This is a genomic window from Mesorhizobium sp. M0802, from assembly GCF_040320115.1.
Classification (GTDB): domain Bacteria; phylum Pseudomonadota; class Alphaproteobacteria; order Rhizobiales; family Rhizobiaceae; genus Mesorhizobium.
In genome coordinates, this window is sequence record NZ_JAMYOY010000034.1 from 1 (window position 1) to 15,064 (window position 15,064).

Annotated in this window: 28 protein-coding genes; all 28 read left to right on the forward strand. The window is 61.7% G+C overall.

Annotated features, from left to right (window positions below):
• The coding region (locus tag NKI10_RS29525) for an EF-Tu C-terminal domain-related protein (RefSeq protein WP_455749504.1) at window positions 1-84 on the forward strand (84 nt) is incomplete at its 5' end.
• Window positions 85-153: 69 nt separating this feature from the next.
• Window positions 154-462, forward strand: coding sequence for a 30S ribosomal protein S10 (rpsJ, locus tag NKI10_RS29530; RefSeq protein WP_010909272.1), 309 nt, complete (start codon window positions 154-156; stop codon window positions 460-462).
• A 61-nt stretch (window positions 463-523) separates the two neighbouring features.
• Entirely contained in the window at window positions 524-1,252 is a 729-nt protein-coding gene (gene rplC, locus NKI10_RS29535) for a 50S ribosomal protein L3 (protein WP_352862513.1), read from the forward strand.
• The gene (gene rplD, locus NKI10_RS29540; RefSeq protein WP_023672750.1) at window positions 1,252-1,872 is read left to right on the forward strand and encodes a 50S ribosomal protein L4; all 621 of its coding nucleotides are present in this window, start codon (window positions 1,252-1,254) and stop codon (window positions 1,870-1,872) included. The genes rplC and rplD overlap by 1 nt, the downstream gene beginning before the upstream one ends.
• Window positions 1,869-2,162: a 50S ribosomal protein L23 gene (locus NKI10_RS29545; RefSeq protein ID WP_023672751.1), complete on the forward strand. Its 294-nt coding sequence runs from the start codon at window positions 1,869-1,871 to the stop codon at window positions 2,160-2,162. The genes rplD and NKI10_RS29545 overlap by 4 nt, the downstream gene beginning before the upstream one ends.
• Before the next feature lie 22 nt (window positions 2,163-2,184).
• Complete coding sequence (gene rplB / locus NKI10_RS29550) at window positions 2,185-3,018, forward strand: 50S ribosomal protein L2 (RefSeq protein WP_352862514.1); 834 nt, start codon at window positions 2,185-2,187, stop codon at window positions 3,016-3,018.
• Window positions 3,019-3,034: 16 nt separating this feature from the next.
• On the forward strand, window positions 3,035-3,313 hold the full coding sequence (gene rpsS / locus NKI10_RS29555; RefSeq protein ID WP_006205463.1) for a 30S ribosomal protein S19: 279 nt from the start codon (window positions 3,035-3,037) through the stop codon (window positions 3,311-3,313).
• 2 nt (window positions 3,314-3,315) lie between these two features.
• Window positions 3,316-3,705, forward strand: a complete 390-nt coding sequence (rplV, locus tag NKI10_RS29560; protein WP_006205462.1) for a 50S ribosomal protein L22 — start codon at window positions 3,316-3,318, stop codon at window positions 3,703-3,705.
• Window positions 3,705-4,430 (forward strand): 30S ribosomal protein S3, encoded by a 726-nt coding sequence (rpsC, locus tag NKI10_RS29565; protein WP_023672753.1) that lies wholly within the window; start codon window positions 3,705-3,707, stop codon window positions 4,428-4,430. Before rplV ends, rpsC begins: the two co-directional genes overlap by 1 nt.
• Before the next feature lie 26 nt (window positions 4,431-4,456).
• Window positions 4,457-4,870 carry a 50S ribosomal protein L16 gene (gene rplP, locus NKI10_RS29570; protein ID WP_352862515.1) on the forward strand — a complete coding sequence of 138 codons (414 nt, stop codon included), beginning with the start codon at window positions 4,457-4,459 and terminating at the stop codon, window positions 4,868-4,870.
• Window positions 4,871-4,883: 13 nt separating this feature from the next.
• Complete coding sequence (rpmC, locus tag NKI10_RS29575) at window positions 4,884-5,084, forward strand: 50S ribosomal protein L29 (RefSeq protein WP_006205459.1); 201 nt, start codon at window positions 4,884-4,886, stop codon at window positions 5,082-5,084.
• Between the two features lie 11 nt (window positions 5,085-5,095).
• Window positions 5,096-5,335 carry a 30S ribosomal protein S17 gene (rpsQ, locus tag NKI10_RS29580; protein ID WP_010909280.1) on the forward strand — a complete coding sequence of 80 codons (240 nt, stop codon included), beginning with the start codon at window positions 5,096-5,098 and terminating at the stop codon, window positions 5,333-5,335.
• A gap of 72 nt (window positions 5,336-5,407) precedes the next feature.
• The gene (gene rplN / locus NKI10_RS29585) at window positions 5,408-5,776 is read left to right on the forward strand and encodes a 50S ribosomal protein L14 (protein ID WP_006205457.1); all 369 of its coding nucleotides are present in this window, start codon (window positions 5,408-5,410) and stop codon (window positions 5,774-5,776) included.
• A gap of 12 nt (window positions 5,777-5,788) precedes the next feature.
• Window positions 5,789-6,103 (forward strand): 50S ribosomal protein L24, encoded by a 315-nt coding sequence (gene rplX / locus NKI10_RS29590; protein WP_013531428.1) that lies wholly within the window; start codon window positions 5,789-5,791, stop codon window positions 6,101-6,103.
• On the forward strand, window positions 6,096-6,695 hold the full coding sequence (gene rplE / locus NKI10_RS29595; protein WP_023672755.1) for a 50S ribosomal protein L5: 600 nt from the start codon (window positions 6,096-6,098) through the stop codon (window positions 6,693-6,695). The genes rplX and rplE overlap by 8 nt, the downstream gene beginning before the upstream one ends.
• Window positions 6,696-6,722: 27 nt before the next feature.
• The gene (gene rpsN / locus NKI10_RS29600; protein ID WP_010909282.1) at window positions 6,723-7,028 is read left to right on the forward strand and encodes a 30S ribosomal protein S14; all 306 of its coding nucleotides are present in this window, start codon (window positions 6,723-6,725) and stop codon (window positions 7,026-7,028) included.
• Between the two features lie 12 nt (window positions 7,029-7,040).
• Window positions 7,041-7,439 carry a 30S ribosomal protein S8 gene (gene rpsH, locus NKI10_RS29605; RefSeq protein WP_006205453.1) on the forward strand — a complete coding sequence of 133 codons (399 nt, stop codon included), beginning with the start codon at window positions 7,041-7,043 and terminating at the stop codon, window positions 7,437-7,439.
• 41 nt (window positions 7,440-7,480) lie between these two features.
• Window positions 7,481-8,014, forward strand: coding sequence for a 50S ribosomal protein L6 (gene rplF, locus NKI10_RS29610; RefSeq protein WP_023682603.1), 534 nt, complete (start codon window positions 7,481-7,483; stop codon window positions 8,012-8,014).
• A 140-nt stretch (window positions 8,015-8,154) separates the two neighbouring features.
• Window positions 8,155-8,514: a 50S ribosomal protein L18 gene (gene rplR, locus NKI10_RS29615; RefSeq protein WP_023682602.1), complete on the forward strand. Its 360-nt coding sequence runs from the start codon at window positions 8,155-8,157 to the stop codon at window positions 8,512-8,514.
• Between the two features lie 154 nt (window positions 8,515-8,668).
• Window positions 8,669-9,232, forward strand: coding sequence for a 30S ribosomal protein S5 (rpsE, locus tag NKI10_RS29620; protein ID WP_006333394.1), 564 nt, complete (start codon window positions 8,669-8,671; stop codon window positions 9,230-9,232).
• A gap of 24 nt (window positions 9,233-9,256) precedes the next feature.
• On the forward strand, window positions 9,257-9,454 hold the full coding sequence (gene rpmD / locus NKI10_RS29625; protein ID WP_006205449.1) for a 50S ribosomal protein L30: 198 nt from the start codon (window positions 9,257-9,259) through the stop codon (window positions 9,452-9,454).
• A gap of 22 nt (window positions 9,455-9,476) precedes the next feature.
• Window positions 9,477-9,947: a 50S ribosomal protein L15 gene (gene rplO / locus NKI10_RS29630; protein WP_023672760.1), complete on the forward strand. Its 471-nt coding sequence runs from the start codon at window positions 9,477-9,479 to the stop codon at window positions 9,945-9,947.
• 257 nt (window positions 9,948-10,204) lie between these two features.
• Window positions 10,205-11,545: a preprotein translocase subunit SecY gene (gene secY / locus NKI10_RS29635; RefSeq protein WP_023672761.1), complete on the forward strand. Its 1,341-nt coding sequence runs from the start codon at window positions 10,205-10,207 to the stop codon at window positions 11,543-11,545.
• Window positions 11,542-12,150 (forward strand): adenylate kinase, encoded by a 609-nt coding sequence (locus tag NKI10_RS29640; protein WP_023726809.1) that lies wholly within the window; start codon window positions 11,542-11,544, stop codon window positions 12,148-12,150. The genes secY and NKI10_RS29640 overlap by 4 nt, the downstream gene beginning before the upstream one ends.
• A gap of 211 nt (window positions 12,151-12,361) precedes the next feature.
• Window positions 12,362-12,730 (forward strand): 30S ribosomal protein S13, encoded by a 369-nt coding sequence (rpsM, locus tag NKI10_RS29645; protein WP_006205445.1) that lies wholly within the window; start codon window positions 12,362-12,364, stop codon window positions 12,728-12,730.
• A 127-nt stretch (window positions 12,731-12,857) separates the two neighbouring features.
• Entirely contained in the window at window positions 12,858-13,247 is a 390-nt protein-coding gene (gene rpsK, locus NKI10_RS29650) for a 30S ribosomal protein S11 (protein ID WP_006205444.1), read from the forward strand.
• Window positions 13,248-13,349: 102 nt separating this feature from the next.
• Complete coding sequence (locus NKI10_RS29655) at window positions 13,350-14,360, forward strand: DNA-directed RNA polymerase subunit alpha (protein ID WP_023682599.1); 1,011 nt, start codon at window positions 13,350-13,352, stop codon at window positions 14,358-14,360.
• Between the two features lie 105 nt (window positions 14,361-14,465).
• Window positions 14,466-14,897: a 50S ribosomal protein L17 gene (gene rplQ / locus NKI10_RS29660; protein ID WP_352862516.1), complete on the forward strand. Its 432-nt coding sequence runs from the start codon at window positions 14,466-14,468 to the stop codon at window positions 14,895-14,897.
• Window positions 14,898-15,064 lie beyond the last annotated feature (167 nt).

Consider the following 15,064-nt stretch of genomic DNA (forward strand, 5'->3'; position numbering starts at 1 on the left):
GCCATGGAAGAGAAGCTGCGCTTCGCCATCCGTGAAGGCGGCCGCACCGTCGGTGCCGGCATCGTCGTCACCATCAAAGAGTAATTTGGACTTAAACCGATCTGTCGCGGGCGCAGGATTTGCCCGCGCCGCGCCAGAACAAGGAAGTGACGCATGAACGGACAGAATATCCGCATCCGCCTGAAGGCGTTTGATCACCGCGTGCTTGACGCCTCGACGAAAGAAATCGTGTCGACGGCCAAGCGCACCGGAGCAAACGTCCGCGGCCCCATTCCGCTGCCGACGCGGATCGAAAAGTTCACGGTCAACCGGTCGCCTCACGTCGACAAGAAGAGCCGCGAGCAGTTCGAGATGCGCACGCACAAGCGTCTGCTCGACATCGTCGATCCGACGCCGCAGACGGTCGATGCTTTGATGAAGCTCGATCTGGCCGCCGGTGTCGACGTCGAGATCAAGCTCTAAGGGAATGAGAGCGCGGTAAGGGGCGGTGCCCCTGGCCCGGAACTCTAAAGGAATTGAACCGATGCGTTCAGGTGTGATTGCAAAGAAGGTGGGAATGACCCGCATCTATAATGATGCCGGGGAACATGTTCCCGTCACCGTTCTCCAGATGGAGAACTGCCAGGTCGTGGCTCAGCGCACGCAGGAGAAGAACGGCTATACCGCCGTCCAGCTCGGCGTTGGCCTTGCCAAGGTGAAGAACACGTCGAAGGCGATGCGCGGCCATTTCGCGACCGCTTCCGTCGAGCCGAAGGCGAAGGTCGCCGAGTTCCGCGTCTCCGCCGACAACATGATCGATGTCGGCGCCGAGATCACCGTCGAGCACTTCGTCGCCGGCCAGAAGGTCGATGTGACGGGCACGACGATCGGCAAGGGTTTCCAGGGCGTCATCAAGCGCCACCACATGGGTGGTGGCCGCGCGACGCACGGTAACTCGGTTTCGCACCGTACGCACGGTTCGACGGGCCAGCGTCAGGATCCGGGCAAAGTGTTCAAGGGCAAGCATATGGCTGGCCACATGGGCGACACCCGCGTCACCACACAGAATGTCGAGATCGTTTCGACCGACGCCGATCGCGGCTTGATCCTGATCCGCGGTGCGGTTCCCGGATCGAAGGGCGCCTGGATCCTGGTCCGCGATGCGGCCAAGGTGGCACTGCCGGCCAATGCGCCGAAGCCTGCCGCGATCCGCGCCGTTGCAGTCGAGAGTGGCGCCAAGAACGAGGCTCCGGCCGCAGAGGGAGCAGAATAATGGATCTCAAGATCACAACGCTTGGCGGCAAGGACGCCGGCAAGGTGAAACTCTCCGAGGAGATTTTCGGCCTTGATCCGCGCGAGGACATCCTGCAGCGCGTCGTGCGCTGGCAGCTGGCCAAGCGCCAGCAGGGCACGCACAAGGCCAAGGGCCGCGCCGAAATCGCGCGCACCGGCGCCAAGATGTACAAGCAGAAGGGTACGGGCCGCGCCCGTCACCATTCGGCACGCGCTCCGCAGTTCCGCGGCGGCGGCAAGGCCCACGGCCCGGTCGTTCGAAGCCACGAGCACGATCTGCCGAAGAAGGTGCGCGCTCTGGGCTTGCGGCATGCTCTCTCGGCCAAGGCCAAGAGCGCGTCGATCATCATCATCGACGAGCTGAAGCTGACCGAGGCCAAGACGAAGGCGCTGATCGCGAATTTCGCGACGCTGGGCCTAACCAACGCCTTGGTGATTGGCGGTGCCGAGCTTGACCAGAACTTCAAGCTGGCGGCGACCAACATCCCGAACATCGACGTGCTGCCCATCCAGGGCATCAACGTTTACGACATTCTGCGCCGCGGCACGCTGGTCCTTTCGAAGGCCGCCGTCGAGGCTCTCGAGGAGCGCTTTAAATGACCGACCTCCGTCATTACGACGTGATCGTCTCGCCGGCGATCACCGAAAAGTCGACCATGGCTTCCGAGAACAACCAGGTTGTTTTCAACGTCGCCAAGAAGGCGTCGAAGCCGGAAATCAAGGCCGCTGTCGAAGCGCTGTTTGGCGTCAAGGTTACGGCCGTGAACACGCTTGTCCGCAAGGGCAAGATCAAGCGCTTCCGCGGCACGATCGGCCGCCAGAGCGACGTCAAGAAGGCGATCGTGACGCTGGCCGACGGCCAGTCGATCGACGTCGCGACGGGTCTCTGAGCTAGGCCGCGAGGACAGGACAATGGCACTTAAAAAATTCAACCCGGTAACGCCGAGCACCCGCCAGTTGGTCATCGTCGACCGCTCGGGCCTCTACAAGGGCAAGCCCGTCAAGGGCCTGACCGAAGGCCTGACGAAGTCGGGCGGCCGCAACAATCACGGCCGCATCACGGCCCGCTTCATCGGCGGCGGTCACAAGCGTTCGTACCGCATCATCGACTTCAAGCGCCGCAAGTTCGACGTCGTCGGCACGGTCGAGCGCATTGAATACGATCCGAACCGCACCGCCTTCATCGCGCTGATCAAGTATGACGATGGCGAGCTGTCCTACATCATCGCTCCGCAGCGCCTTGCCGCCGGCGACAAGATCGTGGCCGGTGAATCGGTCGACGTGAAGCCGGGCAATGCGATGCCGCTGGCCTCGATGCCGGTCGGCACGATCGTCCATAACATCGAGCTGAAGCCGGGCAAGGGCGCCCAGGTTGCCCGCTCGGCAGGTGGCTACGGCCAGCTGGTCGGTCGCGATCAGGGCATGGCGATCCTGCGCCTCAACTCGGGCGAGCAGCGGGTCGTTGACGGCTCCTGCATGGCCACCGTCGGCGCCGTGTCGAACCCCGACCACGGCAACATCAACGACGGCAAGGCCGGCCGCACGGTCTGGCGCGGCAAGCGCCCGCACAATCGCGGCGTGACCATGAACCCGGTCGACCATCCGCATGGCGGTGGTGAAGGCCGCACCTCCGGTGGCCGTCATCCGGTCAGCCCGTGGGGCAAGCCGACCAAGGGCAAGAAGACGCGGTCCAACAAGGCGACCGACAAGTTCATCCTGCGCTCGCGCCATCAGCGCAAGAGCTAAGAAGAGGTAACGCCAAGTGACTCGTTCTATTTGGAAAGGCCCCTTCATCGACGGCTACCTTCTCAAGAAGGTGGACAAGGTTCGTGAAGGTGGTCGCAATGAGGTGATCAAGATGTGGAGCCGTCGCTCCACCATCCTGCCGCAGTTCGTCGGCTTCACCTTCGGTGTCTACAACGGCCAGAAGCATGTTCCCGTCTCGGTGAACGAGGACATGGTCGGTCACAAGTTCGGTGAATTCGCTCCGACCCGGACCTATTACGGTCACGGCGCGGATAAGAAGGCGAAGAGGAAATAATCATGGGCAAGGCCAAAGCTCCGCGCAGGCTTGCTGACAACGAAGCGCGCGCCGTTCTGCGCACGATCCGTATCAGCCCGCAGAAGCTGAACCTGGTTGCCGCGCTGATCCGCGGCAAGAAGGTCGCGACAGCGCTTTCCGATCTCGAATTCTCGGCCAAGCGGATTTCCGGCACGGTCAAGAAGACGCTGGAATCGGCGATCGCCAACGCGGAAAACAACCACGACCTCGACGTCGATGCGCTGATCGTGGCGGAAGCCTATGTCGGCAAGTCGATCGTCATGAAGCGGTTCCATGCTCGTGGCCGCGGTCGCGCCAGCCGTATCGAAAAGCCGTTCTCGCACCTCACGATCGTCGTTCGTGAAGTCGAAGAAAAAGGGGAGGCCGCATAATGGGCCAGAAAGTCAATCCGATCGGTCTGCGCCTCGGCATCAACCGCACCTGGGATTCGCGCTGGTTCGCGAACACCGGCGAGTACGGCAAACTGCTGCATGAGGACATCAAGATCCGCAAATATCTTGAAAAGGAACTCAAGCAGGCTGCGATTTCGAAGGTCGTGATCGAGCGCCCGCACAAGAAGTGCCGCGTCACCATCCATGCGGCGCGCCCGGGCCTGATCATCGGCAAGAAGGGCGCCGACATCGAAAAGCTTCGCAAGAAGCTGATGGAGATGACGAAGTCCGAGACGCACTTGAACATCGTTGAAGTGCGCAAGCCGGAAATCGACGCGACCCTGGTCGCCCAGTCGATCGCCCAGCAGCTCGAGCGTCGTATCGCGTTCCGCCGCGCCATGAAGCGCGCCGTTCAGTCGGCCATGCGCCTGGGCGCCGAAGGCATCCGCATCAACTGCGCCGGCCGTCTCGGCGGCGCCGAGATTGCACGCATGGAATGGTACCGCGAAGGCCGCGTGCCGCTGCATACGCTGCGCGCCGATGTCGACTATGGCACGGCCGAAGCGCATACGGCTTACGGCATCTGCGGCGTCAAGGTCTGGGTGTTCAAGGGCGAAATCCTCGAGCACGATCCGATGGCTTCGGAGCGTCGCGCGACCGAGGGTGATGCTGCGCATGGCGGTGGTGGTGATCGCGAACGCGGTCGTCGTCGCGAAAACGCCTGATTATTTAGGAATTTGGAGTTAGAACGATGCTGCAGCCAAAGCGCACAAAGTTCCGCAAGCAGTTCAAGGGCCGTATCCATGGTACCGCAAAGGGCGGCACCAACCTGGATTTCGGTGGTTTCGGGCTGAAGGCGCTGGAGCCGAACCGCGTCACCGCGCGTGAGATCGAGGCGGCCCGCCGCGCGATCACTCGTGAGATGAAGCGTGCCGGCCGCGTGTGGATCCGTATTTTCCCTGATGTGCCGGTGACGTCGAAGCCGACCGAAGTGCGCATGGGCAAGGGCAAGGGCGCTGTCGATTACTGGGCGGCGCGCGTCAAGCCGGGCCGCATGATGTTCGAGATCGACGGCGTCAACGAAGAAACCGCCCGTGAGGCGCTGCGTCTCGGCGCGGCCAAGCTCTCGGTCAGGACGCGCTTCGTACAGCGCATCGCAGAATAAGGACGGGCTGATCATGAAAGCCGAAGACATCCGGACGAAGACCCAGGACCAGCTGACCGACGATCTGGCCAGCCTGAAGAAGGAGCAGTTCAACCTGCGCTTCCAGAAGGCCACCGGCCAGCTCGAGAAGACCGCGCGCGTGCGGCAGGTTCGCAAGGACATTGCGCGTATCAAGACCATCGCTGCGGAAAAGTCCGCGGCCAAGAAGGCTTAAGGACGAAAATCATGCCAAAGCGCATTCTGCAGGGCACTGTCGTCAGCGACAAGAACGAGAAGACGGTAGTCGTCAAGGTCGAACGGCGCTTCACGCATCCCGTGATGAAGAAGACCGTGCGCATGACCAAGAAGTACAAGGCGCACGACGAGAACAACGCCCACAAGGTCGGCGATCAGGTGTTCATCCAGGAATCGAAGCCGATTTCCAAGGACAAGCGCTGGATCGTCGTGTCTTCGGACCAGGCGTAACAAACCGAATTTTGGACAGACCGGGGAGGGGCTTTGAGCCCGTCCCGTTAGAAGAGAAGAAGGCGGCCAGTCATGATTCAGATGCAAACAAACCTCGACGTCGCGGATAATTCCGGCGCCCGTCGTGTCATGTGCATCAAGGTGCTGGGCGGCTCGAAGCGGAAATACGCTTCCGTAGGCGACATCATCGTGGTGTCGATCAAGGAAGCCATTCCGCGCGGCCGCGTTAAGAAGGGCGATGTGATGAAGGCGGTCGTGGTTCGCACGGCCAAGGACATCCGCCGCCCGGACGGCAGCGTGATCCGTTTCGACAAGAACGCGGCCGTTCTCGTCGACAACAAGAAAGAGCCGATCGGCACGCGTATCTTCGGACCGGTTCCGCGCGAACTCCGCGCCAAGAACCACATGAAGATCATCTCGCTCGCGCCTGAAGTGCTGTAAGGAGCCGGACCAATGCAAAAGATTAGAAAAGGCGACAAGGTCGTCGTGCTGGCCGGCAAGGACAAGGGCCGTTCGGGCGAAGTCCTCTCGGTTCAGCCGAAGGAAGACACCGCGCTGGTGCGCGGCGTCAACATGATCCGTCGTCACCAGAAGCAGTCCCAGTCCCAAGAGGGCGGGATCATCACCAAGGAAGCGCCGATCCAGCTGTCGAACATCGCGCTCGCCGACCCCAAGGATGGCAAGCCGACCCGCGTCGGCTTCATCTTCCAGAAGGACGGCAAGAAGGTGCGCGTCGCCAAGCGCTCGGGAGAAGTCATCAATGGCTAAGGCTCAAACCACGAAGCCCAAGGCTGAAAGCAAACAGTCCAAGGCCCAGAACACGCCGCGCCTCAAGCAGGTCTACAACGAGACCATCCGCAAGGCGCTGCAGGAGCAGTTCGGCTACGAGAACGAGATGCAGGTTCCGCGCATCGACAAGATCGTGCTGAACATGGGCGTCGGCGAAGCGACCGCGGATTCGAAGAAGCCTTCGATCGCGGCCGAAGACCTGGCGATGATCGCCGGCCAGAAGGCCGTCGTCACCCGCGCCCGTAATTCGATCGCCGGCTTCAAGGTCCGCGAGAAGATGCCGATCGGCGCCAAGGTCACGCTGCGCAAGGAACGCATGTACGAGTTCCTCGACCGTCTCGTGAACATCGCACTGCCGCGCGTCCGCGACTTTCGCGGACTGAATCCGAAGAGCTTCGATGGCCGTGGCAACTACGCCATGGGCATCAAGGAACACATCGTGTTCCCGGAGATCAACTACGACAAGGTTGATCAGATCTGGGGCATGGACGTCATCGTTTGTACGACTGCGAAGACGGACGACGAAGCCAGGGCATTGCTCAAGGCCTTCAACTTCCCCTTCCGCCAGTAACGGCAGCGAGAAAAGGAAAAATCTGAAATGGCAAAGACCAGCTCAGTCGAGAAGAACAACAGGCGCCGCAAGCTTGCCGACCAGTACGGTCCCAAGCGCGCAGCGCTCAAGGCGATCATCATGGACCAGTCCAAGCCGATGGAAGAGCGTTTCCGCGCTCAGCTGAAGCTTGCTGCCCTGCCGCGCAACTCGGCCAAGATCCGCATCCGCAACCGCTGCGAAGTTACCGGCCGTCCGCGCGCCTATTATCGCAAGCTCAAAGTATCGCGCATCGCGCTTCGTGATCTCGGCAATAACGGCCAGATCCCGGGCCTGGTCAAGTCGAGCTGGTAAGGAGGACATAACATGTCATTGAGCGATCCTCTCGGCGATATGCTGACCCGCATCCGCAACGCGTATGGCCGTAAGAAGTCGAGCGTTTCGACGCCGGCGTCGCGCCTGCGTACCCGCGTCCTCGACGTGCTGAAGGCTGAAGGCTATATCCGCGACTACAGCCAGACCGACTTCGACAACGGCAAGTCCGAAATCGAAATCGAGCTGAAGTATTTCGACGGTGCTCCGGTCGTGCGCGAAATCGCCCGCGTCTCGAAGCCTGGCCGCCGCGTTTACGTTTCGGCCAAGTCGATCCCGCACGTCGCCAACGGCCTCGGCATCGCCATCCTTTCGACGCCGAAGGGCGTGATGGCCGATCACGAAGCACGCGAACAGAATGTCGGCGGCGAAATCCTCTGCCAGATTTTCTAATTCGGCAGACCTGAAACAAGAGAAGTGACGAGGACAACCAAATGTCTCGTATTGGAAAGAAACCCGTTTCGCTGCCGCAGGGCGTGACCGCGACCGTCAACGGCCAGACCGTGACGGCGAAGGGCCCCAAGGGCGAGCTGAAGTTCGTGGTGAACGACGAAGTGCTGGTCAAGATGGAAGGCAGCGAAATCGCTGTCCAGCCGCGTGACCAGACCAAGACCGCCCGCTCCAAGTGGGGCATGTCGCGCACGCAGATCGTCAACATCCTGCAGGGCGTCAAGGACGGTTTCGAGAAGAAGCTCGAGATCACCGGCGTCGGCTATCGCGCGGCACTCCAGGGCAAGAACCTGCAGCTGGCGCTTGGCTTCAGCCACGACGTCGTTTACGAGACGCCGGCCGGCATCACGATCACCGTGCCGAAGCCGACGGAAATCACCGTGACCGGCATCGACAAGCAGCAGGTCGGCCAGGTTGCAGCCGAGATCCGCGAGTATCGCGGTCCCGAGCCCTACAAGGGCAAGGGTGTCCGCTATGCCGGCGAGAAGATCGTCCGCAAGGAAGGCAAGAAGAAGTAGTAGGCCTGGCCCCGAAAAGTTGCAGACTTTTCGGAAAAGGCCAAGCCAAAGAAGTGCAACGCCGCGGGGAGCGGTCGCGGGAGGCGCTTTCGCCTACCGCACATGGCGGCCCCCGTTTTTTGAAGGCAAGGAAGACTATCATGGCTACCAAGGAATCCATCCAGCGCCGCGCGCAGCGCGTCCGCCGCCAGATCAAGAAGGTCGCCGGCGAACGTCCGCGTCTCTCGGTTCACCGCACGTCGAAGAACATCTACGTGCAGGTCATCGACGATGCCAAGGGCCATACCATCGCGGCTGCATCGACACTCGAGAAGGACCTCAAGGGTTCGCTCAAGACCGGCGCCGACACCGAGGCAGCAGCCGCTGTTGGCAAGCTGATCGCCGAGCGTGCTTCGAAGGCCGGCGTCAAGGAAGTCGTCTTTGACCGCGGCGCCTATATCTATCACGGCCGCGTCAAGGCGCTGGCCGAGGCTGCCCGTGAAGGCGGTCTGAGCTTCTAATTGCCTGATCCCGAACCGAAGGTCAGCGCAGCAAAAAGTTGCAGACTTTTCGGACAAGATCATGCAAGGAAAAATAATTCGCCCCCGGTGACCCAAAGAGGCGCACCGGATCTTATCAGCAACCGTGCTTCCGGAAAAAAACAAGGAACAGGATATGGCACAGGAACGTAGGGATGGCGGCCGCGGCCGCGATCGTGAAGAACGCGATGACGGCATGGTGGACAAGCTCGTCCACATCAACCGTGTCGCCAAGGTCGTCAAGGGCGGCCGTCGCTTCGGTTTTGCAGCACTCGTCGTCGTCGGCGACCAGAAGGGCCGCGTCGGCTTCGGTCACGGCAAGGCGCGCGAAGTGCCGGAAGCGATCCGCAAGGCAACTGAGTCGGCCAAGCGCGACATGATTTTCGTGCCGCTGCGCTCGGGCCGCACGCTGCACCACGACGTCGAAGGACGCTGGGGCGCCGGACGCGTGCTGCTGCGCGCTGCCAAGCAGGGTACCGGCATCATCGCCGGCGGCCCGATGCGCGCTGTCTTCGAGACGCTCGGCATGCATGACGTGGTCGCCAAGTCGATGGGTTCGTCGAACCCCTACAACATGGTTCGTGCCACATTCGACGCGCTGAAGAGCCAGATGCATCCCAAGGATGTGGCTGCTGCACGCGGCATCAAGTATTCGACCCTTCAGGCCCGCCGCGGCACCGCCGTTGCGGCTGAAGAATAGTCGATCTGACCAGGGATTTTGACCATGGCCAAGAAAGCAACCAAGACCATCACCGTTGAGCAGATCGGTTCGCCGATCCGCCGCCCGAAGGAACAGCGCGCGACGCTGGTCGGCCTCGGCCTCAACAAGATGCACAAGCAGCGCACTCTGGAGGACACTCCCTCGGTGCGCGGCATGATCGCTGCCGTCCAGCATCTCGTCCGCGTCGTGGACGAGGGCTGAGCAAAAGCGCAGGAGAACCCAGATGAAACTCAACGATCTGCGTGACAAGGACGGCGCGACGCACTCTAAGAAGCGTCTCGGCCGTGGCATCGGCTCCGGCTCGGGCAAGACCGGCGGTCGCGGCGTCAAGGGCCAGAAGGCGCGCTCCGGCGTTGCCATCAACGGCTTCGAGGGCGGCCAGATGCCGCTCTATCGGCGCCTGCCGAAGCGTGGCTTCAATAACATCTTCGCCAAGAGCTTTGTCGTCGTGTCGCTGGCTCGTATCCAGACGGCGCTCGATGCCAAGAAGCTTGACGCCAAGGCGACCGTGACGGCCGAGGCGCTCGTTGCCGCCGGCGTCATCCGCCGCGTCAAGGACGGCGTGCGCATCCTCTCGGACGGCGAGCTCAAGGCAAAGCTTGCCTTCGACGTCGCGGGCGCCTCCAAGGCCGCGATCGAGAAGATCGAAAAGGCCGGCGGTTCGGTCAAGCTGCCGGAAGCGGCAGCGGAGTAACGGCAATTTGAAGCGCGGTCGGCAGGAACGGTATCCGTTTTTGTTCACGATTGCGCTTTGATCCAATCAATTAGGCGGCCGCGTCAACGCGGCCGCTTGCATGTTTAGAGCCCGGAGCTTATCTCGTGAGCTTCGGTGCCACGCGCCGCCTGAGCTGCGGGCATCGAGCGTGACATACAAATCAAAGAAGTAGCGCATGACGTTGTCCGAAAACCGCTTCACACTTTTCGGCATCATGCTCTAGCGGAGAATCAGGCATGGCTTCGGCTGCGGAACAACTAGCCTCGAATCTGAATTTTGCGGCTTTCGCCAAGGCGGAGGACCTGAAGAAGCGAATCTGGTTCACCGTCGGCGCGCTGCTCGTCTATCGCCTCGGCACCTATATCCCGCTGCCCGGCATCAATCCGGATGCATTCGCGCAGGCCTTCTCTTCGCAGGCCAAGGGCGTGCTCGGCATGTTCAACATGTTCGCCGGCGGCGCCGTGCAGCGCATGGCGATCTTCGCGCTCGGCATCATGCCTTACATCTCAGCCTCCATCATCATGCAGCTGATGACCTCGGTCATTCCGTCGCTGGAGGCGCTGAAAAAGGAAGGCGAGCAGGGCCGCAAGGTCATCAACCAGTACACGCGCTACGGCACGGTACTCCTGGCGCTGGTGCAGGCCTACGGCATTTCGGTGGGCCTGGAAGGCGGCAACGGCATCGTCAATGATCCCGGCATGTTCTTCCGCATCTCGACCGTCGTCACGCTGGTTGGCGGAACCATGTTCCTGATGTGGCTGGGCGAGCAGATCACCGCCCGCGGCATCGGCAACGGCATTTCGCTGATCATCTTTTCCGGCATCGTCGCCGGCCTGCCGCGCGCCATCTCCGGCACGCTGGAGCTCGGCCGCACCGGCGCCCTATCGACCGGGCTGATACTCGCGATCATCGTGCTGGCTATCATCGTCATCGCGCTGATCGTGTTCTTCGAGCGCGCGCAGCGCCGCCTGCTGATCCAGTATCCGAAGCGCCAGGTCGGCAACCGCATGTTCCAGGGCGATACCTCGCATCTGCCGCTGAAGCTCAACACGTCGGGCGTCATTCCGCCGATCTTCGCGTCGTCGCTGCTTTTGCTGCCGGCAACGGTCGCCGGCTTCTCGCAGACGACAAACCTGCCGGCCTGGGCAAGCACCGTGCTCGCCTCGCTCGGCCACGGCCAGCCGCTCTACATGCTGTTCTATGCGGCAATGATCGTGTTCTTCGCCTTCTTCTACACGGCCATCGTGTTCAATCCGAAGGACACCGCCGACCAGCTCAAGAAGCATTCCGGCTTCATTCCGGGCTACCGTCCGGGTGAGCGCACCGCCGATTACATCGACTATGTCCTGACGCGCATCACCGTCGTCGGCGCCATCTATCTGGTGCTGGTGTGCCTGCTGCCCGAGTTCCTGATTTCGGCGACTGGCGTACCATTCTACCTCGGTGGCACATCGCTTCTGATCGTGGTCAGTGTAACCCTCGATACGGTGGCGCAGATCCAGGGTCACCTGATCGCGCACCAGTATGAGGGCCTGATCAAGAAGTCGAAGCTGCGCGGGGGGAAGAAGGCCAGATGAGATTGATATTGCTTGGGCCGCCAGGAGCGGGCAAGGGGACGCAAGCACAAAGACTGGTAGAAAAATACGGCATACCGCAGCTGTCGACGGGTGACATGCTGCGGGCGGCCGTGCAGGCCGGCACCGAAGTCGGCAAGCGCGCCAAGGCGGTGATGGATGCCGGCGAGCTGGTTTCCGACGCCATCGTCAACGCCATCGTGGCCGAGCGCATCGATCAGCCCGATTGCATCAACGGTTTCATTCTCGACGGCTATCCGCGCACGCTGGTGCAGGCTGATGCGGTTGAATCGATGCTCGCCGAGCGCGGCATTGGCCTCGATGCCGTGATCGAGTTCGTCGTCGACGACAAAGCGCTGGTCGGCCGCATCGTCAAGCGCGCCGACGACGCCAAGGCCGCCGGACAGCCGGTGCGCAAGGACGACAATCCGGTGGTGTTCGAAGAGCGCCTGCGGGAATATTACAAGAAGACCGCGCCGCTGATCGGCTATTATTATGCCAAACGCTCGCTTAGGAGTGTCGACGGCATGGCCCCTGTCGAGACCGTGACGGCGGAGATTGAAGCGCTGCTCGCGGCGGTGACGCGGGAAACCGTTACGGCAAAGTAAAGATTGCGCTTGACTGGAACGGTTCGCTGGGTTATGGCGGCCCGTCTTCCTATCAGGCATGAGGCTTGCTTGTCCGCAAGGGCAAGGCAGCCGCATTGAAACTAGGGAACTCCCGCAAGGGCCGGCCTCCACCGGACGCGGGGTAATTTGAACAGCGCCGCGCATGCCTTGTTTTGAAGGCCGGCCGGTCCCACATGGAGAAGAGAAGAATATGGCTCGTATAGCCGGCGTCAACATTCCGACCAACAAGCGCGTCGTCATTGCGCTTCAGTACATTCACGGCATTGGCAAGAAGTTCGCCCAGGAGATCGTCGACAAGGTCGGCATCCCGGCCGAGCGCCGCGTCAACCAGCTGACGGACGCGGAAGTGCTGCAGATCCGCGAGACCATCGACCGCGACTACCAGGTCGAAGGCGACCTGCGCCGCGAAGTGTCGATGAACATCAAGCGTCTCATGGACCTCGGCTGCTACCGCGGTCTGCGTCACCGCCGTTCGCTGCCGGTTCGCGGCCAGCGCACGCACACCAATGCACGCACCCGCAAGGGCCCGGCCAAGTCGATTGCCGGCAAGAAGAAGTAAGTGAGCGAATAGCGAGTAGCCATTAGCGAGTAGGGGTTCCCTATTCGCTGGTCCCTGCTCACTACTCGCTTTCAAAGGTGGAGCCGCTGGCATTACGGCGGTGTAGAGATCAATTGAAAGGACTATCATGGCCAAGGAAGCCGCTCGTGTTCGCCGTCGCGAACGCAAGAACATCTCGTCGGGCGTTGCCCACGTCAATTCGACCTTCAACAACACGATGATCACCATCACCGACGCGCAGGGCAATTCCATTGCCTGGTCGTCGGCCGGTGCCCAGGGCTTCAAGGGTTCGCGCAAGTCGACCCCGTTCGCCGCCCAGATGGCTGCCGAAGACGTCGCCAAGAAGGCCCAGGAACACGGCATGCGCATGCTCGAAGTCGAGGTCTGCGGACCCGGCTCCGGTCGTGAATCGGCGCTTCGCGCCCTGCAGGCTGCCGGCTTCACCATCACCTCGATCCGTGATGTGACGCCGATCCCGCACAATGGCTGCCGCCCGCGCAAGAAGCGCCGCGTCTAAGACATTACCGAACGCCGCGCGAGCGCCTCAAGGCGCTCCTCCACGGCACTCCAGGTCGCCCGCCACGATTGGATGGTGGCGGGTCAACGGAAGGAAAGCATCATGATCCAGAAAAATTGGCAGGAACTGATCAAGCCGAACAAGATCGAGTTCTCGTCGAAGAAGAAGACGCTGACCACGCTGGTCGCCGAGCCGCTCGAGCGTGGCTTCGGCCTGACGCTCGGCAACGCGCTGCGCCGCGTGCTTTTGTCTTCGCTGCGCGGTGCGGCTGTCACCGCCGTGCAGATCGACGGCGTTCTGCATGAATTCTCGTCGATTGCCGGCGTGCGTGAGGACGTGACCGACATCGTCCTCAACATCAAGGAAATCGCCATCCGCATGGAAGGCGATGGTCCCAAGCGCATGGTCGTTCGCAAGCAGGGCCCGGGTGCGGTTCTGGCTGGCGACATCCAGACGGTTGGCGACGTCGAGATCCTCAACCCCGACCACGTCATCTGCACGCTGGACGAGGGCGCTGAAATCCGCATGGAATTCACCGTCGACACCGGCAAGGGTTACGTGCCGGCCGACCGCAACCGCGCCGAAGACGCGCCGATCGGCCTGATCCCGGTCGACAGCCTGTATTCGCCGGTCAAGAAGGTCTCCTACAAGGTCGAGAACACCCGCGAGGGCCAGGTTCTCGACTATGACAAGCTGACCATGACTATCGAGACCGACGGTTCGATCTCGGGGGAGGACGCGGTGGCTTTCGCTGCCCGCATCCTGCAGGACCAGCTTGGCCTGTTCGTCAATTTCGACGAGCCGCAGAAGGAAGTCGCCACCGAGGCCGTCACCGAGCTCGCCTTCAACCCGGCGCTGCTCAAGAAGGTGGACGAACTCGAGCTTTCGGTGCGTTCGGCCAACTGCCTGAAGAACGACAACATCGTCTATATCGGCGATCTTATCCAGAAAACCGAAGCCGAGATGCTGCGCACCCCGAACTTCGGCCGCAAGTCGCTGAACGAGATCAAGGAAGTGCTCGCGGCGATGGGCCTGCACCTCGGCATGGAAGTGCCGGACTGGCCGCCGGAAAACATCGAAGACCTCGCCAAGCGTTACGAAGACCAATATTGAGCATGAATTTCCAAGGATTGGCGGCGTGGGCCGCTCGATCCGACGGTCATGCGGAAAACCATCAGAGGCCACGGCCTCTTGAACAACTGAAGAAGGAAAAGAGCCATGCGCCACGGTTTTAAAGGCCGCCGCTTCGCCCGAAGCATTAGCCATCGCAAGTCGATGTTCGCCAACCTCGCCGTGTCGCTGCTCGAACACGAACAGATCGTCACCACCCTGCCGAAGGCGAAGGATTTGCGTCCGATCGTCGAGAAGCTGGTGACGCTCGGCAAGCGCGGCGACCTGCATGCGCGCCGCCAGGTCATTGCCCAGATCGGCAATGAAGGCGTCGTCAAGCGTCTGTTCGACACCATCGCGCCGCGCTACGCCACCCGCAATGGCGGCTATCTGCGCATCATGAAGGCCGGCTTCCGCCACGGCGACAATGCCGCCATGGCAGTCATCGAGTTCGTCGATCGCGACACCTTGGCCAAGGGCGCCGGCGACCGCGCCCGCATCGAGGCCGAAGGCACCGACGAGGAAGCCGCTGCCGCATAAGGCTCGGTTTTTCAGGAATGACTTCAAGGGGCCTTCGGGCCCCTTTTTTGCATTGTCGCGAGGGCATGCTTCGCCAGGCTTTTTTGCCTGCCGGCCAAGTGCTTTTGCACGACAATCGCCGCATTTCAGTGCATTAGCCTTTCATTCTGCACAATCGTCGGGACAAT

Excerpts from the sequence above, each read along its gene's own strand:
- rplP (WP_352862515.1), top strand. The coding sequence starts at position 4,457 with ATGCTGCAGCCAAAGCGCACAAAGTTCCGCAAGCAGTTCAAGGGCCGT.
- rplX (WP_013531428.1), top strand. The coding sequence starts at position 5,789 with ATGCAAAAGATTAGAAAAGGCGACAAGGTCGTCGTGCTGGCCGGCAAG.
- secY (WP_023672761.1), top strand. The coding sequence starts at position 10,205 with ATGGCTTCGGCTGCGGAACAACTAGCCTCGAATCTGAATTTTGCGGCT.
- rpsH (WP_006205453.1), top strand. The coding sequence starts at position 7,041 with ATGTCATTGAGCGATCCTCTCGGCGATATGCTGACCCGCATCCGCAAC.
- NKI10_RS29640 (WP_023726809.1), top strand. The coding sequence starts at position 11,542 with ATGAGATTGATATTGCTTGGGCCGCCAGGAGCGGGCAAGGGGACGCAA.
- rplO (WP_023672760.1), top strand. The coding sequence starts at position 9,477 with ATGAAACTCAACGATCTGCGTGACAAGGACGGCGCGACGCACTCTAAG.
- rplN (WP_006205457.1), top strand. The coding sequence starts at position 5,408 with ATGATTCAGATGCAAACAAACCTCGACGTCGCGGATAATTCCGGCGCC.
- rpsQ (WP_010909280.1), top strand. The coding sequence starts at position 5,096 with ATGCCAAAGCGCATTCTGCAGGGCACTGTCGTCAGCGACAAGAACGAG.
- rplB (WP_352862514.1), top strand. The coding sequence starts at position 2,185 with ATGGCACTTAAAAAATTCAACCCGGTAACGCCGAGCACCCGCCAGTTG.
- rpsN (WP_010909282.1), top strand. The coding sequence starts at position 6,723 with ATGGCAAAGACCAGCTCAGTCGAGAAGAACAACAGGCGCCGCAAGCTT.
- rplF (WP_023682603.1), top strand. The coding sequence starts at position 7,481 with ATGTCTCGTATTGGAAAGAAACCCGTTTCGCTGCCGCAGGGCGTGACC.
- rpsK (WP_006205444.1), top strand. The coding sequence starts at position 12,858 with ATGGCCAAGGAAGCCGCTCGTGTTCGCCGTCGCGAACGCAAGAACATC.
- rplQ (WP_352862516.1), top strand. The coding sequence starts at position 14,466 with ATGCGCCACGGTTTTAAAGGCCGCCGCTTCGCCCGAAGCATTAGCCAT.
- NKI10_RS29655 (WP_023682599.1), top strand. The coding sequence starts at position 13,350 with ATGATCCAGAAAAATTGGCAGGAACTGATCAAGCCGAACAAGATCGAG.
- rplV (WP_006205462.1), top strand. The coding sequence starts at position 3,316 with ATGGGCAAGGCCAAAGCTCCGCGCAGGCTTGCTGACAACGAAGCGCGC.
- rplR (WP_023682602.1), top strand. The coding sequence starts at position 8,155 with ATGGCTACCAAGGAATCCATCCAGCGCCGCGCGCAGCGCGTCCGCCGC.
- rpmC (WP_006205459.1), top strand. The coding sequence starts at position 4,884 with ATGAAAGCCGAAGACATCCGGACGAAGACCCAGGACCAGCTGACCGAC.
- rpsC (WP_023672753.1), top strand. The coding sequence starts at position 3,705 with ATGGGCCAGAAAGTCAATCCGATCGGTCTGCGCCTCGGCATCAACCGC.
- rpsM (WP_006205445.1), top strand. The coding sequence starts at position 12,362 with ATGGCTCGTATAGCCGGCGTCAACATTCCGACCAACAAGCGCGTCGTC.
- rpsJ (WP_010909272.1), top strand. The coding sequence starts at position 154 with ATGAACGGACAGAATATCCGCATCCGCCTGAAGGCGTTTGATCACCGC.
- NKI10_RS29545 (WP_023672751.1), top strand. The coding sequence starts at position 1,869 with ATGACCGACCTCCGTCATTACGACGTGATCGTCTCGCCGGCGATCACC.
- rplC (WP_352862513.1), top strand. The coding sequence starts at position 524 with ATGCGTTCAGGTGTGATTGCAAAGAAGGTGGGAATGACCCGCATCTAT.
- rpmD (WP_006205449.1), top strand. The coding sequence starts at position 9,257 with ATGGCCAAGAAAGCAACCAAGACCATCACCGTTGAGCAGATCGGTTCG.
- rpsE (WP_006333394.1), top strand. The coding sequence starts at position 8,669 with ATGGCACAGGAACGTAGGGATGGCGGCCGCGGCCGCGATCGTGAAGAA.
- rplD (WP_023672750.1), top strand. The coding sequence starts at position 1,252 with ATGGATCTCAAGATCACAACGCTTGGCGGCAAGGACGCCGGCAAGGTG.
- rplE (WP_023672755.1), top strand. The coding sequence starts at position 6,096 with ATGGCTAAGGCTCAAACCACGAAGCCCAAGGCTGAAAGCAAACAGTCC.